The organism is Saccharospirillum impatiens DSM 12546 (assembly GCF_000423605.1).
In the GTDB taxonomy this organism is placed as follows: Bacteria; Pseudomonadota; Gammaproteobacteria; order Pseudomonadales; family Natronospirillaceae; genus Saccharospirillum; species Saccharospirillum impatiens.
Genome location: NZ_AUIH01000005.1, coordinates 135,850 through 150,774, shown reverse-complemented (window position 1 = coordinate 150,774; position 14,925 = coordinate 135,850). Strand labels below are relative to the sequence as shown.

General features: G+C 54.9%; 12 protein-coding genes and 1 tRNA gene. 10 read left to right on the top strand and 3 right to left on the bottom strand.

Features of this window, described 5'->3' with window-relative positions; genetic code table 11:
- The first annotated feature begins 2 nt into the window (after window positions 1-2).
- From G565_RS0105335 to G565_RS0105310, 7 genes are all read left to right on the top strand, one after another.
- Window positions 3-1,640 (top strand): DUF1501 domain-containing protein, encoded by a 1,638-nt coding sequence (locus G565_RS0105335; protein WP_028670021.1) that lies wholly within the window; start codon window positions 3-5, stop codon window positions 1,638-1,640.
- 64 nt (window positions 1,641-1,704) lie between these two features.
- Window positions 1,705-1,941, top strand: a complete 237-nt coding sequence (locus G565_RS26305; RefSeq protein WP_157600004.1) for a DUF4266 domain-containing protein — start codon at window positions 1,705-1,707, stop codon at window positions 1,939-1,941.
- A 9-nt stretch (window positions 1,942-1,950) separates the two neighbouring features.
- On the top strand, window positions 1,951-3,195 hold the full coding sequence (locus G565_RS0105330; protein ID WP_028670020.1) for a DUF3570 domain-containing protein: 1,245 nt from the start codon (window positions 1,951-1,953) through the stop codon (window positions 3,193-3,195).
- A gap of 102 nt (window positions 3,196-3,297) precedes the next feature.
- A complete protein-coding gene (locus G565_RS0105325; RefSeq protein WP_211227130.1) occupies window positions 3,298-4,212 on the top strand; it encodes an FAD:protein FMN transferase in 915 nt (304 codons plus the stop codon).
- Window positions 4,213-4,232: 20 nt separating this feature from the next.
- Complete coding sequence (locus G565_RS23075; RefSeq protein WP_051207381.1) at window positions 4,233-5,951, top strand: protein-disulfide reductase DsbD family protein; 1,719 nt, start codon at window positions 4,233-4,235, stop codon at window positions 5,949-5,951.
- A 162-nt stretch (window positions 5,952-6,113) separates the two neighbouring features.
- Window positions 6,114-6,626, top strand: coding sequence for a 3'-5' exonuclease (locus tag G565_RS0105315; RefSeq protein ID WP_028670018.1), 513 nt, complete (start codon window positions 6,114-6,116; stop codon window positions 6,624-6,626).
- A 258-nt stretch (window positions 6,627-6,884) separates the two neighbouring features.
- Window positions 6,885-7,190 carry a BolA family protein gene (locus G565_RS0105310; protein WP_028670017.1) on the top strand — a complete coding sequence of 102 codons (306 nt, stop codon included), beginning with the start codon at window positions 6,885-6,887 and terminating at the stop codon, window positions 7,188-7,190.
- A gap of 25 nt (window positions 7,191-7,215) precedes the next feature.
- Here G565_RS0105310 and G565_RS0105305 read toward each other — a convergent pair whose 3' ends face one another.
- Entirely contained in the window at window positions 7,216-7,761 is a 546-nt protein-coding gene (locus G565_RS0105305) for a YecA/YgfB family protein (RefSeq protein ID WP_028670016.1), read from the bottom strand.
- 146 nt (window positions 7,762-7,907) lie between these two features.
- Here G565_RS0105305 and G565_RS0105300 point away from each other — a divergent pair.
- Window positions 7,908-7,983, top strand: a tRNA-Arg gene (locus tag G565_RS0105300).
- A 127-nt stretch (window positions 7,984-8,110) separates the two neighbouring features.
- On the top strand, window positions 8,111-8,863 hold the full coding sequence (locus tag G565_RS0105295; protein WP_028670015.1) for an S-methyl-5'-thioinosine phosphorylase: 753 nt from the start codon (window positions 8,111-8,113) through the stop codon (window positions 8,861-8,863).
- A 107-nt stretch (window positions 8,864-8,970) separates the two neighbouring features.
- On the opposite strand, the gene G565_RS0105290 is transcribed toward G565_RS0105295, so the two are convergent.
- Together G565_RS0105290 and mfd are read right to left on the bottom strand one after the other, a co-directional pair.
- On the bottom strand, window positions 8,971-9,780 hold the full coding sequence (locus G565_RS0105290; RefSeq protein ID WP_169579617.1) for a CsiV family protein: 810 nt from the start codon (window positions 9,778-9,780) through the stop codon (window positions 8,971-8,973).
- A gap of 8 nt (window positions 9,781-9,788) precedes the next feature.
- Window positions 9,789-13,247, bottom strand: coding sequence for a transcription-repair coupling factor (gene mfd / locus G565_RS0105285; RefSeq protein ID WP_028670013.1), 3,459 nt, complete (start codon window positions 13,245-13,247; stop codon window positions 9,789-9,791).
- Between the two features lie 338 nt (window positions 13,248-13,585).
- Here mfd and G565_RS0105280 point away from each other — a divergent pair, with 338 nt between their 5' ends.
- Window positions 13,586-14,923, top strand: coding sequence for a Na(+)-translocating NADH-quinone reductase subunit A (locus G565_RS0105280; RefSeq protein WP_028670012.1), 1,338 nt, complete (start codon window positions 13,586-13,588; stop codon window positions 14,921-14,923).
- Window positions 14,924-14,925 lie beyond the last annotated feature (2 nt).

Below are 14,925 nucleotides of genomic sequence, written 5' to 3'. Positions count from 1 at the left end.
AGATGAAACGCCGTGATTTTATTAAAACACTCAGTGCAACCGGCATGGCCGTGTGCAGCCCAATGGCATTGACGCCTCGTGCTTATGCGGAGTCGGTTCCAGTAGATCGGTATTTTGTATTCCTGCACCTGGGGGGAGGTTGGGACCCAACCTCGCTGTGTAACCCTAAAGGGAATCGTTTGCGAAATACCATTGACATCAATGCTCGTGAGGGCGCCTCGCCGGTCAATCGATTCAGCGATGGGGCTATTCGACGAGCGGTTGATGTGGCTATTGAGGCCGGCATCGATGAAGACATGCGATACGCGCCATTTGTGGGAACCTTTAATCGAGAAGATCAGGGCAACGACAATTCTGGCCTGTCTATTGAAATGATTCAGCGCATGCTGTCCGGTACGGTAGTCGGGGACGTTCTCAGTGCGAACACCGCAGCAGGCTTTAGCTGGGCAGCTGCTAAGGCGGACAGTGCTGCGGCCATACGGGGCAATGCTGCGGCTATCCTGGAAGGGACAGTCGACACCATTAATTTTGGTACGTTGGTCGCCGACAATGCCGATCTGTTTGACGGTCTGGTTCGAAATGGCACAAACATGGCAGCCAATCTCTTTGTCTACGACGCCTTTTATTGCTTGTATTCCCAGCATGTGCGTGTGTTAAACGGAGTCGACAACCGTACGAACGGCCACGATACCGGTACTCGCTTCGCTGACACGGGCAGCATGGATCCGTCGTACCCTGACTTCAGTGCGCTTTATGCGGCGGCAAAAGGTGCTGAGATGCCACTGGCTTACATCACAGATGGCGGCGGCAATAATGAAACGGCTGGCTTGGTGGCACGCTCAAGTGCCAGTGATGTTGGTGTTTTTAACGTACTGGCAAATCCGGAAGGCAACTATCTGCGCAATGGTCTCGATTCATTGATTGAGCAAGCTAAAGACCAGCGTCGGGAAGTGTTGGCTGAAAAGGAATCTCTACCCCGACGAGTTCGTTTAAAAAGTCAGCTGTACATGGTTCGTGATGAAGGCGTTGCTTTCTCGGGCGTGGCGGCTGAGCTCGCTACACCCCCGGATGGAACAGCGGCCAGAGTATTGGACGACGAGGCCAGAAATAATAACAATAACCGGCAACGACAGATGCGCATTGGCGCGGCTGCAATGAACGCTGGAATGGCATCGTCCATGCAGATTGGATTTGGCGGATTCGACACGCACAACAATCACGACAACAGCCATTTTCAACGAATTCGCACCGTATTAGTCGACCTTCATTACTTGTGGCGAGCTTTGGACGTTTACAGCATTAGAGACAAAACCACGATTGTACTCGGTTCAGACTTTGGCCGAACGCCCTGGTTCAACGGCGGTGAGGGTAAAGATCACTGGGCGGTTACCAGCTATATGTTGTTGGGACGTGATGTCGTTGGCGGTAGCGTGGTTAATGCCACTGATGCTTTGGTCGGGCCGCGTAACGTTCAGCTTCAAGGGGGGCGGCTCGTTCCTACAACTTCGAATAGTAATGGTATCCGGATGACCCCGGCTCATCTGCATCGTCAGCTGAGAGCCGCCGGGAGTATTGAGAATCATGCGTTCTCCCAACGTTTCCCGATCGAGGTTGATGCTGACCTTCCCATGCTCGGTTAACCGCTATAGTCTCTTGGCTAAGAGTCCCGTTAGGGGCTCCTGCCTGCAGTGATGGATCTTTTACATGAAAAACACAACAATGGTTCGAATTGGAAAAGCGAGCGGCGTAGCAGTCATGTGTCTGGCCACACTCGCAGGCTGCACGACAGTGCAGCCCTGGGAGCGGGGTGTGTTGGCCAAAGAAGAAATGAGTTGGTCTCCCAATAGACTCGAATCGACACTGAATGGCCATGTGTATTTTTCCAAAGAAGCGTCATCGGGTGGCGGTGCCGCTGCTGGTGGCGGTTGCGGTTGTAATTGAGGAAAACGGATGTCTGAAGCAGTAAAGCAGTTGGCCCGCAGTGCACTGGCCATTCCCGGACTGGTATCCATGGCACAAGCGGCGGCTCCGGTCGATTCGGAAGCAGGGTACCAATACACCTATTACACCGAAGATGACTCACCTGAAAGCCGTACCGACGGTGGTGCTCAGGAACGCTACACCATTCAGGTACATCAGTTTTACCTGATGACGCCTTATGGTTCCAATATGAGTTGGGATGTCGAAGGCAGTTTTGAAACCATGTCAGGCGCGTCCCCGGTTTACACTTATCTGGACGTTGAAGACGTCACCCGAGTTTACATGGCGGGCGCATCCATTGAGCGCCGTTTCGATCTTTACGGGTCGGGGCGCTATTATTGGTCTCAAGCTGATGTTGGTGCGCAGGCAGGAATCTCAGTTGAACAGGATTACCTGGCCCTGAGTACAGGCGTCGACGGCTCACTTCAGATCAACGACCAGATGACAACGCTTAGCGGCGGAGCCACGGTCGGCTATGATTTTCTGGACCCAACTCAGGACTACTCAGATCCGGCCGATCAGCAGGCAAATAATCCGGGGAGATTTGCCGCTAAAGATCAAACCAAGTGGCAGGCTTCTGTGTTTGAGGGGATCAGCCAGATCATCGATATGAATACGGTGGTGCAAGCGGGTGCGAGCCTGACGCATCGTTCCGGTTATATGTCCGATCCCTATCGTGAACGTTCGGGTGCCGAAGTGCCGTATGACATCCGTCCGGATAGCCGAACACTGGTTACTGTATCCGCAGGTGGTCGCCGGTATTTCCCGGGCATTGATGGCGCCTTGCATCTGGATTTCCGCTTCCTGGCCGATAGCTGGGATATCATGTCGACGACAACTGATCTGTCCTGGTATCAGAATTACGCACCGGGCTGGGAGTGGTTTGTACGCAATGAAGTCGATTTTCAATTGATCCCTTCGCTGCGCTATTACCAGCAGACTCAGGCCTATTTCTACGAGATACCGGATCACGGTGAGGCCGATCCTTATTACACGGCTGATACGACTACTTATTATTCCAGTGACCCGCGTCTCTCGAATTATGGTGCGCTAAGCTTCGGACTGGCTTTGAAAACTGACTTCCGTAATTACTCGTGGACCATCACCGGTGAGCGTTATGCGGCAAACCCGTCTTATGGCTTTAATTTCGATGATGAAACGCCGGGCTTACCCGCGTTTTGGCGGCTGACAACGGGCCTGGATTTCCGTTTTTGATCGCAGTCTATACGGTGGTACTGGGATCTCTACCCCAAAGGTTTTACCCAGAGCGGTTTGGGTACTACACAAAAACAGGCTTGTGCTGATGGTGGTCTACCAATGATGCCAGCCGCATCGCAGCAGCCTCGGTTGCGCCATTTTGAAGGCATGGGCGGACCCTGTGATCTGGCGGTATTTGAGGCCCCGGAGAGTTTTCTGGACCTGCTTGAAGCCGAGGTCGTTCGGTTGGAGCTGCGTTATTCGCGCTATCGTCAGGACAGTCTGGTATCGGTTATAAACAGCAATGCGGGTACCGTCCAGGGTGTTGATGCCGAGTGTGCCGGTTTGTTGAACTACGCAGACCACTGCTATTGGCTCAGTGACGGTCTTTTTGATGTTACCGCTGGTGTATTGCGGCGTGTATGGGATTTTAAACAACGCCGAGTGCCAGGGGAGGCTGAGTTGGCCTCCGTCCAGTCCCTGATAGGCTGGGAGCGAGTGGCGTGGGATGGGCAGCGTTTGCAGCTAGCGCCAGGCATGGAGCTCGACTTTGGCGGTATTGTTAAAGAGTTTGCGGCAGATCGTCTGGTGACGATGATGAACGAAGCTGGTTATAGCGGCATGGCTAATCTGGCCGGGGATATCGCGGTAACCGGGCCTCAACCGGACGGCCAGCCCTGGTTGCTGGGTGTTCGGGATCCCGGGGGGGATGTTCGAGCCATGGCTCGGGTGGCGCTAAACCAGGGGGGACTGGCCAGCAGTGGTGATTACGAGCGGGGCTTCACTCACCAGGGTGTGCGCTATAGTCATATTCTGAACCCCAATACTGGCTGGCCGGTTGAACAAGCACCCCGTGCCGTCACAGTCATAGCCGACCACTGTATTATGGCGGGCAGTTTGGCCACGATTGCCATGCTTAAAGGTAAAGATGCCGAAAGCTGGCTGGTCGCCCTGGATGTACCTTTTTTACTATGTAACTCAGCGGGTAAAGTATCTGGAACGCTGGCCGCCCCAAACGAGATCCCAAATGACTAAAGGTTCAAGGTTAACACTCAATGATTAAGCACCTGTCCGTAATCCCCAAACTGTGTGCCGTCCTGCTGGTTAGTGTGGCTGTACTGGGTAATGCTATTGCATCGGAGTTTTTACCGGTGGATGAAGCCTTTGAGTTAACCGTTGAGCGCAGCGGCGACCAGTTGTCTCTGCACTGGGATATCGCGGATGAGTATTACCTGTATCGTGATCAGCATCGAGTCGACACCCGGGAAGGCGCAGAAGTCGGAGGCGGTCAATTATCCTTCAACGTTATCGAAAGGTACGACGAGACGTTTCAGGAAATAATGCCGGTTTATTACGATACCATGACCGCAGATTACCCGATCCTGGCTGACCAGGGTGTTGTAGAGGTCGTGTATCAGGGTTGTGCTGATGCCGGCTTGTGTTACCCGCCTCAAACCCGGGTTTTTGATATTAACGGCAATGCGATGGCTATGTCGGTATCAGGAACCTCTGGTAGCTCCCCGCTAGGCTCAGCGCCGGGTGGCGCATTTGATACCACCGGACAAGCGGGTTCAAATGTGGCAAGTCTGTCGCTTGCACTGGCGCTGGTGTTTGCGCTGCTGGGTGGCATGGTCCTGAATTTGATGCCCTGTGTGTTTCCGGTTTTATCGCTCAAGGCAATGCATTTGGCTCAGTGGGGGCAGGACACGCACCACTCGCGCCTTCACGGTTGGATATACACGCTGGGCGTGGTTCTCAGTTTTATGGCCGTAGCGGCGGTTCTGCTGCTGCTTCGGCAGTTTGGTACCTGGGTGGGCTGGGGCTTTCAGTTGCAGTCGCCGTTCTTTGTGGCCGGATTGATTCTGTTGTTCTACGTGTTGGCGCTGGCCATGGCCGGCTATGTAGAAGTAGGGCAGCGGTTGATGGGCGCCGGACAAACTCTGACGCAAAAACCCGGCGCCTCGGGTACGTTTTTCACCGGAGTGTTGGCAACACTGGTTGCTACGCCCTGCACAGCCCCCTTCATGGGCTCGGCCATCGGATTTGCTCTGCTACAGCCACCAGCCATCGGATTGCTGATTTTCGCGACCATGGGTTTTGGTATGGCCTTGCCGATTCTCGCTATTACTTACCTGCCGGGACTGGCGCGTCGTTTGCCGAAGCCAGGCGCCTGGATGAACGTATTTCGTCAGTTGATGGCCTTCCCTCTGTTCGCTACCGTTCTCTGGCTGCTGTGGGTATTGATCGAGATTCAGGGAACAACGGCGCTACTGTCAGTGGGTATCGGCCTTATTCTACTGACTATGGCTATCTGGCCGGCGCTGACCGTTTCGTCTGCTAATGGGTTCCTGGCGCGATTCTTTAAACGCGGTCTTCGGGTGGCATTGGTCGCGTTTGCCTTTGTAATGGTGTTCGATCAACGCCAGCAGATCGATATCTGGCAGCCCTACGATGCCGCCATGCTTGATAGCTACCAAATGCTTGGCCAGCCTGTGTTTCTGGATGTTACAGCGGCCTGGTGTATCACCTGTAAAGCCAATGAGCGGGTTGCCTTGTCCGGTGACCGGTTCGAAACCCTGGTTAAGAAACAGGGTGTCCAATTGATGAAAGCCGACTGGACAAACCCCTCTCCCGAAGTCGACGCGCTGATTGCTCGCTTTGACCGACAGGGCGTTCCTCTCTATGCTTACTTTCCCGGTGATGGTGGACCGGTGCAATTGTTGCCTCAGGTGTTAACGCCAGGGTTGATTGAACGCACCTTTTCCGCATCCTGAGAGCTTCTTGCTTTTCGGGTAGAATGCGTAATTCTCTGTCCGATAGCTGACCCAGTGTTGCTACTCTGGTCAACTACCGGACACTGATGTCAACATCCACTCAGTCATGTGGCCAGCTCACCATGGCCCAACACCACAGTATGGAGAGAGATACCCACACCGATGTTATTGCCAGGCATTATTGACATTGAAGCATCCGGATTTGGGCGGGGCAGCTATCCGATCGAGATTGGTGTGGCGACAGAAACCGGCGATGCGCTTTCCTGGTTGGTGCGCCCCGAGTCTGACTGGGATCACTGGGATGACAAAGCAGCCCAACTTCACGGAATAACCCGGGCGCAACTGTCACTGGAAGGTGTGGGCGTCGACACCATAGCCGATCATCTGAATGAGATGCTGGAAGGGCAGATTCTGTACAGTGACGGCTGGGGTTTCGATTCGGGCTGGCTCGCTCTGTTGTATTATTGTGCCCGACGTACCATGACGTTCCGACTTGAAACCTTGCCGCGAATCCTCTCTGAATACCAATTATCGGTATGGGATGAGACAAAACGACGAATCCGATCCGAACAAGCGCTCAGTCATCATCGGGCGGGCGAAGATGCCCGGTTGTTGCAAATGACCTATGAGGCTACCGCGATGATGGAGTATCAGGCGCAATTGAAGCGTTCCTGATCTGGCTCTCTAACGGTTCAGACCCCTTGAAACCTGGGTTTCCGTCCCGACTTGATCTACTTCAGGGGGAGCCCTATTTGGCTGGCTACCCGTTTGGCGTCAGCCTGCGTGGGGCATTGTGTCGCTGCGTAAGGGTCGCCGTGGTCAAGCCACGCCAACGGCAACGTGCGAGTCTGGCGACACCCGCAGTGGTCGAGAACCCCTCGTATGGCCCACTAGGTCCTCTAATTCACAGTTCCAGTTCAAGCGAGCCTGATCATGTCTATTGCACTTACCATCGAGCACAAGTTGGCTGCACTGTCGCCCTTGCATTTAAGTGTCGACAACGAGAGTCACAAGCATTCTGTACCCGAGAACAGTGAAACTCACTTTCGGGTCGAAATTGTCAGTGATGGGTTCTCGGGGTTACGCGCGGTTCAGCGTCATCAAAAAATATATCAGTTGCTTCAGGATGAACTGGCGGGTCCGGTTCATGCTTTGGCGATACATGCTTATGCGCCCGACGAATGGCAGGGCGAAGCCCCGGCATCACCCGATTGCCGGGGCGGTAGCCGACAAGGCTGATGCTCAACCATCGGTCTCGGGTCTTTTATGCAGGGCTGTTTAGCAGAAGGTACAGGTCGGTCAAAATGTCTGGAATGTCGTTGAACATTTGGCTGAGTAAGGCCTTGTTCCTGTACAGCGGCCGGTAGTCGGCTTCTTCGGCAAACAGGCCAGATGCGACTTCTATGGGCAGCAGCAGTGTCGCCAGATCATCTTCACTGGAGTGGGTGAACCGCTCTGGCAGGGCAAACACCACTTCCATGAAGCCGACGGCCCAGGCTTGCATGTCGGAATTTTCCCATTCAGGGTCCGGCTCGAAGCTCAGTGCGACCTGGTCATCTGAATAGAGCTCGTCTGAAATCTCCTGGTAAAGTGTCACACACTGGTCGGCATACTGCCGGGCTTCGGTGTCTGGCAGATCAGTCAGCGGTTGGCCCAGGGTGTCATTGAGCCACTCGTCCGATAACGGCTCCAGGGCGATGACCAGCGCGGTCAGGTAGCCGTGCAGGCCGTGTATGTCGAGACAGTCTTCGCTGCGAAGGTCGTCTTCCAGCCAATCGGCCAGCGCGTCCAGATCGGTTTCTGAAGTCATCAAGCAAGCTCCGCTAAGGTGAATGGGGTGAGTATAACGGGTTAGTCGCCCGGTTGAATACGTGCCAGTGACTCATGAACGTCGGTAAGTCTCTGTTCGCAAACGGGTTTCCTTGTCTGGCGAGGGCCGTTACAATGTCCCGGTACCTCCCCGTAGTTCAACTGGATAGAACGAGGCCCTCCTAAGGCTTAAATCCTGGTTCGAGTCCAGGCGGGGAGACCAGCATTATGTTTTGGGAGCGGGGTTGTACCATTCGGTCGATGGCACCCTCTGAAGAGCCTGGCCTGTCTTGTCAGCTCCGGATGTCCGGTTCTGTCAGCGGCTACAGTTACTGGAAACGAGGTAAGGTATGTCTGAAACACTGGCAATCATAGGCGGAACCGGACTGACACAGCTACCGGGGCTTACCATTTCCAACGCGCACGATGTTCAGACACCTTTTGGATCACCTTCAGCCCCGATACTGGAAGGCGAACTCGATGGGTGTCGGGTTCTGTTTCTGGCGCGACATGGCCATCCGCACCGAGTACCGCCGCATCAGGTGAATTACCGCGCGAACTTGTGGGCATTGCAGAACCTGTATGCCACCGATGTAATCGCGATCAATGCAGTGGGTGGCATTACTCGCAATATGACCAGCCAGGCACTGGTTGTGCCGGTGCAAATCATCGATTACACCCATGGCCGGGAATCCACTATTTTCGAGGGTGAACTTTCCGGGGTGACTCACGTCGATTTCAGTTACCCCTACACGGAAAGCCTGCGACAGTTGTTGCTTAAATCAGCAAAAGAGGTGTCCGAACCGGTTATTAACGGCGGAGTCTATGGGGCGACTCAGGGGCCAAGACTGGAAACGGTCGCTGAGATTTTCAGAATGGAACAGGATGGTTGCGATCTGGTCGGGATGACCGGTATGCCTGAGGCGGCGCTAGCCCGAGAGCTGAAATTACGGTATGCCAGCTTATCGGTTGTTGTTAATCCGGCGGCAGGCAAAGGCGAGGGGGTTATCACCATCAAAGAAATCGATGAGAATCTGGCGGCTGGAATGGAGCGGGTGAAACGTATCATGCAATCTTCTGTGAACCGGTTTTATTCCGATTGATCATGACTGGCGCAGCCAGTTTGTTGGGTAATGTAGTAATCCATAAAAAAGCCAGCGACTGCTGGCTTTTTTATGGATGCATGGAAAGGTCTCTGTTCGATTGCAGCTCAGTCGGGAGTGCCTGAGTCGGTCGGGGAGCCGATCTCGATCGGAACGATGTAAATCAGCAAGCCCAATTCCGGATTGTCGATGTAGTGCAGTTCAGTGCTGCGCATGCGTCGACGCTGTTTCATACCGATGCTTTCAGTGGCCACATAATATTGATTGTTCTTAGTGGTAATGATGTCACTGTTAAAGGCGCTGCTGCTTATCGCATTGGCCTCCTGGTCCAGGCTCAGCCCCATGAAGGGGGCGCTGGCATTGCCTGCGAGAGCGTTGTCGTTGTCGTCAATCAGCCTAAATGGATTGTCGGTCTGTGTGTAACGAACCAATTGCAGATCGGTGTTAAGGTGAAGGTATCGCTCGACATAGAGTTCCAGGTACCCCTGCAGTTCATGCTGGCTGCCATAGGTGTCGCCAGCGTCTATGCGGATGGAGGTGGCATTGTTGCGACCCGGCACGGGCTGTACCCAGCTTTGGTGATACAACACACGATAACTCCGGCTCTCTTCGAGTGCCGATTTTTCTGTTGCGAGCGTCCATTCAGGTTCGCTCAAAGGCGTGAAAGGAATCGGTGCCTGGTCTAAATTCGCTGATTCGACGGTGTCGGTCTGTGAGTCTGGCTCGGCGATCACTACGGCGGGCGAGCGTCGCTCGAGACTGGGGTAGGTTGGCCACTGCTCAGGGTTTTCCGGGCGACTGCCGGTATGCTCGAAAATCAGCACCTCAATCTGGAACCAGCTGCCCTCAAATTCTGCGTTCACAGGTTGGCAGGCCAGGCCCGCCAGCAGGGCAATACACATTGTTCGAACGGTCATGAAGTGTCTCATTGAGGTTTCCTGCTGACCAGTGTGATGATTTCTTCAACCGTGTCAAACCGTGACGCCGGTGTCGGACTGTCGGTAATAACGTGCAGCATTGTGCCATTTTTCAATTTAAAGCGGTGCGGTTGGGCTTGAATTAATTGAACCAGCGTGAACGGGTCAACCGTGGTGTGTTTACTGAATTCTACGGTGCCACCAGAAAGGCCGATATCAATTCGTTGCACGCCCATCGGTTCGAGCTTTTGACGCAGCTCAGTTACCAGGAACAGATGTTTGACCGGCTCGGGCAGCAGGCCGAACCGGTCGATCATCTCAACCTGCAGGTCGCGCAGCTGTTCGGCATCCTCACTGGATGCAATCCGTTTGTAGAGTGTAAGACGGGTGTTGATGTCGCCAATGTAATCCGCCGGTATCAGTGCCGGTATGCGCAGGTTGACTTCGACGCCCGGGTTGTCCAAATCCTCTGGGTTGAACGTTTCGCCTCTCTGAATGGCTTTGACCGCCTTATTCAGCATATCCATATAGAGGGAAAAGCCAATGCCTTCAATGTGTCCGCTTTGTTCCTCGCCCAGCAATTCTCCGGCGCCCCGTATTTCCAGGTCATGGGTGGCGAGGGTGAAGCCGGCGCCCAGGTCCTGGGATTCGCCAATGGCTTCCAGTCGTTTTCGGGCATCTTTGGTCAGTGTTTTCCAGGGCGGCGTCATCATGTAGGCGTAGGCCTGGTGATGTGATCGACCGACCCGGCCTCTTAGCTGGTGCAACTGGGCCAGACCGAAGCGATCAGCCCGTTCGATTAGTATGGTGTTGGCTGTGGGCACATCGATGCCGGTTTCAATAATGGTTGTGCATAACAGGACATTGAATCGCTTGTGGTAGAAGTCAGACATGATCCGTTCAAGCTGGCGTTCGGGCATCTGGCCATGGGCAGTAACAATTCGGGCTTCCGGCACCAGCTCTCGTAGTGCCTGGGCGGTCCGTTCGATGGTGCTGACTTCATTGTACAAATAGTACACCTGGCCACCCCGGAGTATTTCACGCAACAGCGCCTCTTTAACCTGGGCGTCATCACGCTCTCGCACGAAGGTTTTGACCGACAAGCGGCGTGCCGGAGGGGTGGCGATGATGCTGAGATCCCGCACACCTGACATCGACATATTCAGGGTTCTGGGGATGGGGGTGGCAGTGAGCGTTAGGATATCAACGTTGGCGCGCAAGGCTTTTATCCGCTCTTTCTGGGTGACACCGAACCGGTGTTCCTCATCAATGATGAGCAGCCCCAGGTCTTTGAACTTGATGTCCTTTTGCAACAGCTTATGCGTGCCAACCACAACGTCTACTTTGCCGTCGGTGATGCCATCGATGACCGATTTGGTGTCTCCGGTGTTGCGGAAGCGACTGAGGACTTCGACTCGTACCGGCCAGTCAGCGAAGCGATCGTTGAAATTTTCATAGTGTTGTTGGGCAAGCAGGGTGGTAGGCACCAGTATGGCTACCTGCCTGCCCGCATTGGCAGCTATGAATGCTGCCCTCATGGCGACCTCGGTCTTGCCGAAGCCAACGTCACCACAGACTAGACGGTCCATGGGCTGGGGGCGGCGCATGTCTTTGATGACTGCCTCGATGGCATCGGCCTGATCGTCAGTCGGCTCGAACCCGAAGCCAGCGCTGAACTGAGCGTACTCGGTCTCTTCAAACGGGAAAGCGTGCCCCCGGCGTGACTCGCGGGTGGCGTACAGGGCCAGCAATTCAGCGGCCGTATCACGAATCTTCTCGGCAGCCTTGTGTTTGGTTTTGCTCCAGCGGTCGTGTCCCAGCTTGTGCAAAGGCGCGCTATCGGTGTCGGCCCCCGAATACCGGCTGATCATGTGCAGGTTGCTGACGGGGACGTATAAATTGCTGCCTTCTGCGTAGCTGAGCTTTAGAAATTCCTGGGCTTGTCCGTCCAGTTCTAGGGTTTCCAGGCCCTGGTATCGGCCTACGCCGTGGTCGAGGTGAACGACGGCGCTGCCCGGGCTTAATTCAGTCAGGTTCCTGATAACCTGATCAGACTGGTCTGACTGGGCGCGATCCCGGCGTTTTTTCTGCACGACATAGTCGCCAAACAGCTGGGGTTCACTGATCAGGGTAATGTCTGCATCGGTTAACACCAGGCCCTGACTCAGTGGTGCAACGGTTAACCCTACGCTTGCATCGGACCGTTCAAGAAATGCGGACACGGTGTCGAAAGGTTCGGGGCTGACACGTATGCGCGCGAGCAATGCTTTTAGAGACTCGCGACGCCCCAGTGATTCCGCGCAAAACAGCACTCTGTGTTCGGTCTCTTTCAGAAAACATTCGAGACGGTTGAGCGGTTCCTGGGCCCGATGGTCCACCGGATAGTCGGCAGGAGCGGCAGTGCTCAGATTGAGGTGTCCACTTTGCTCGCGAACCGCCGCCGTGCTCAGCGACAGCCGTCGAAACTGGTTGAGCCGGGTAAACACCTCGTTGCTCGGTGTGAACAGTTCGGTTGGCTGTAGAATGGGCTGGGTGATGTCGTGTCGTCGGTTCTCGTACCGGCTTTCGACTTCCAGCCAAAAGTGGTCGAGTTGATCGACCAGCGTCGACTGGTGAGCGATCAGTGCCTGCTCCGGCAAATAGTCCCAGAAAGTGTCAGTACGCTCGTAAAACAGCGGCAGGTAATATTCGATGCCGCCCGGGGCGATTCCCTCGCTAACGTCGATGTAAGTCCGGCAGCGCGAGAAATCGGCTTCGAATCGCTCCCGGAAGGCTTGTCGGAAACGACTGATGCCTGTCTCGGTCAGCGGTACTTCCCGGCCTGGCAACAGCGTTATACGCGTGATTGGATCACCGGAGCGCTGGGTTTCAGGGTCGAAGTGCCTGATTGACTCGATTTCATCATCGAACAGATCGACGCGGACAGGCTGCTCTGAGCCCATTGGAAATATGTCCAGTATCGACCCGCGAACCGCAAATTCACCGTGTTGATATACAGTGTCAGTTGCCCTGTAGCCCGCAGACTCCAATTGCCGGCGCTGCTGAGCGATATCGACAGTCTGGCCCAGGTGCCAGTCGAACGCGGTACCTATGATGGCTTCAGTGGGCGCCAACCGGTGGCTCAGGTTGGCGGCACTGGCAATGCAGATCACCCTGGGGTTTTTAGCGAGTGCGTTCAGTGCGCTGAGCCGGTCCGATATGATGTCTTCGTGGGGTGAAAAGTTATCGTAAGGCAGGGTCTCCCAGTCTGGAAATACCAGGATATCCCAGGGCTCAGACCCTTTAAATACGGTCAACTCCTGCACCAGGCGATCAACATCAGCCGGTGTATCGGCGATCAGCAGCAGGGTGCCCTCATGATGTTTCATGACCTGGGCGAGGTACCAGCCCGTGGCAGCACCATTGAGCTGGCCAATGTGACGGTGATCACCAGGCTGGTGAGGAATATTCAGCGAAGGGTTGTGCATGGGCTAGAGTTATCAAGTCAGTCGGAACAGGGCGCGAATGCTAGCAGACTTGGTGGGCAGCGCCCAGCGCTGTGGCGAGCCAATCAGCCCGTCAGGCCCGGTTTTGCGGGGAAGTCGGCAAAAAAAGGAATCTCATACTATGGTAGCCATCCAAACCACTGATCTTTATACTTATGCACGATTTTTTGGGGTGGGTTTGCCGTCGTGCCGGCATTATGTCTTCAAAGGCATTAATCGGTTCGGATTTGGCCAGCCTGAAAGCAATAGTTGATCTCCGTTGATGTCCGGGCACCATGCGTGGCCGGGCGAACAGCGCGAATCATTGGACAGAGCACACTATGATAACGATCAAGAAAGGGCTCGACTTGCCCATTTCCGGCGCTCCGCGTCAGGAAATTTCGGATGGTCAGCCGGTCAGCACAGTGGCTTTGGTCGGTTACGACTACAATGGGATGAAGCCGACCATGTTGGTAAAGGAGGGCGACCGGGTAAAGTTGGGTCAGCCTGTCTTTAGCGACAAGAAAAATGAAGGGGTTGTTTACACAGCGCCAGCTTCCGGCCTCGTGAAGGCTATTAATCGCGGTGCCCGCCGTTTGTTCCAGTCTCTGGTAATCGAGCTTGACGGAGACGACCATGAGCAATTTGGCGCGACACCGGCTGACCAGTTTGGAGCGCTAACCAGAGAGGCCTTGCGTGAAACGCTGGTGAAATCGGGTGCCTGGACCGCTTTTCGGACGCGGCCCTACTCCAAGGTGCCCGCCATTGACTCTGAGCCAGTAGCCATTTTTGTTCAGGCGATTGACACCAATCCCCTGGCGGCTGATCCGGCAGCGATCATCTCAACCGATTCGGAAGCTTTTGCTCAGGGCCTTACACTGTTGACCAAGCTGACCGAAGGTAAGGTTTGGGTATGCAAGGCACCGGGCAGTCAGATCCCGTCCGCTGATGGCGTCTCGATCGAAGAATTCGGCGGACTCCACCCTGCCGGTAACGCCGGGACCCATATCCACTTTCTCGAGCCTGTCCACGCTGGCAAGGTCGTCTGGACGATCGGCTATCAGGATGTGATCGCTCTGGCCAAACTGATTGTTAACGGTGTTCTGCCAACCGATCGCGTAGTCGCTCTGGCCGGCCCACAAGTGAAAGAGCCTCGCCTGGTTCGCACACGTGTAGGCGCCTCACTGGTCGAGCTGACCCGCGACGAGCTGAAAGACGGTGAAAATCGACTGATATCCGGCTCGGTGTTTGGTGGTCGTGGTGGCCTGGAAGAAGCCGCCTACCTCGGGCGCTATCACTCTCAGGTCAGTGTCTTGGCTGAAGGTCGGGAGCGACCGATTCTGCATTACCTGCATGCGGGTAAAAACCGTCATTCGATTCTGAACATCTACTTGTCCAAGTTAATGCGCGGCAAAACGTTTGAGTTCAACACCACAACCAACGGCTCGGAACGGGCGATGGTCCCGGTTGGGCAGTATGAGAAGGTTATGCCTCTGGATATTCTGCCGACTCAGTTGCTGCGAGCACTGATTGTGGGTGATCTGGACTCGGCCGAGAAGCTGGGTGCGCTGGAGTTGGATGAAGAAGATCTGGCGCTGTGCACTTATGTGTGTGCTGGCAAGTATGAATATGGCCCGATCCTGCGGGAAAATCTGACTCGCATCGAGCTGGAGGGGTAAGG

Coding starts and splice junctions, on each gene's coding strand:
- G565_RS0105335 (WP_028670021.1), top strand. CDS start 3: ATGAAACGCCGTGATTTTATTAAAACACTCAGTGCAACCGGCATGGCC.
- G565_RS26305 (WP_157600004.1), top strand. CDS start 1,705: ATGAAAAACACAACAATGGTTCGAATTGGAAAAGCGAGCGGCGTAGCA.
- G565_RS0105330 (WP_028670020.1), top strand. CDS start 1,951: ATGTCTGAAGCAGTAAAGCAGTTGGCCCGCAGTGCACTGGCCATTCCC.
- G565_RS0105325 (WP_211227130.1), top strand. CDS start 3,298: ATGATGCCAGCCGCATCGCAGCAGCCTCGGTTGCGCCATTTTGAAGGC.
- G565_RS23075 (WP_051207381.1), top strand. CDS start 4,233: ATGATTAAGCACCTGTCCGTAATCCCCAAACTGTGTGCCGTCCTGCTG.
- G565_RS0105315 (WP_028670018.1), top strand. CDS start 6,114: ATGTTATTGCCAGGCATTATTGACATTGAAGCATCCGGATTTGGGCGG.
- G565_RS0105310 (WP_028670017.1), top strand. CDS start 6,885: ATGTCTATTGCACTTACCATCGAGCACAAGTTGGCTGCACTGTCGCCC.
- G565_RS0105305 (WP_028670016.1), bottom strand. CDS start 7,761: ATGACTTCAGAAACCGATCTGGACGCGCTGGCCGATTGGCTGGAAGAC.
- G565_RS0105295 (WP_028670015.1), top strand. CDS start 8,111: ATGTCTGAAACACTGGCAATCATAGGCGGAACCGGACTGACACAGCTA.
- G565_RS0105290 (WP_169579617.1), bottom strand. CDS start 9,780: ATGACCGTTCGAACAATGTGTATTGCCCTGCTGGCGGGCCTGGCCTGC.
- mfd (WP_028670013.1), bottom strand. CDS start 13,247: ATGCACAACCCTTCGCTGAATATTCCTCACCAGCCTGGTGATCACCGT.
- G565_RS0105280 (WP_028670012.1), top strand. CDS start 13,586: ATGATAACGATCAAGAAAGGGCTCGACTTGCCCATTTCCGGCGCTCCG.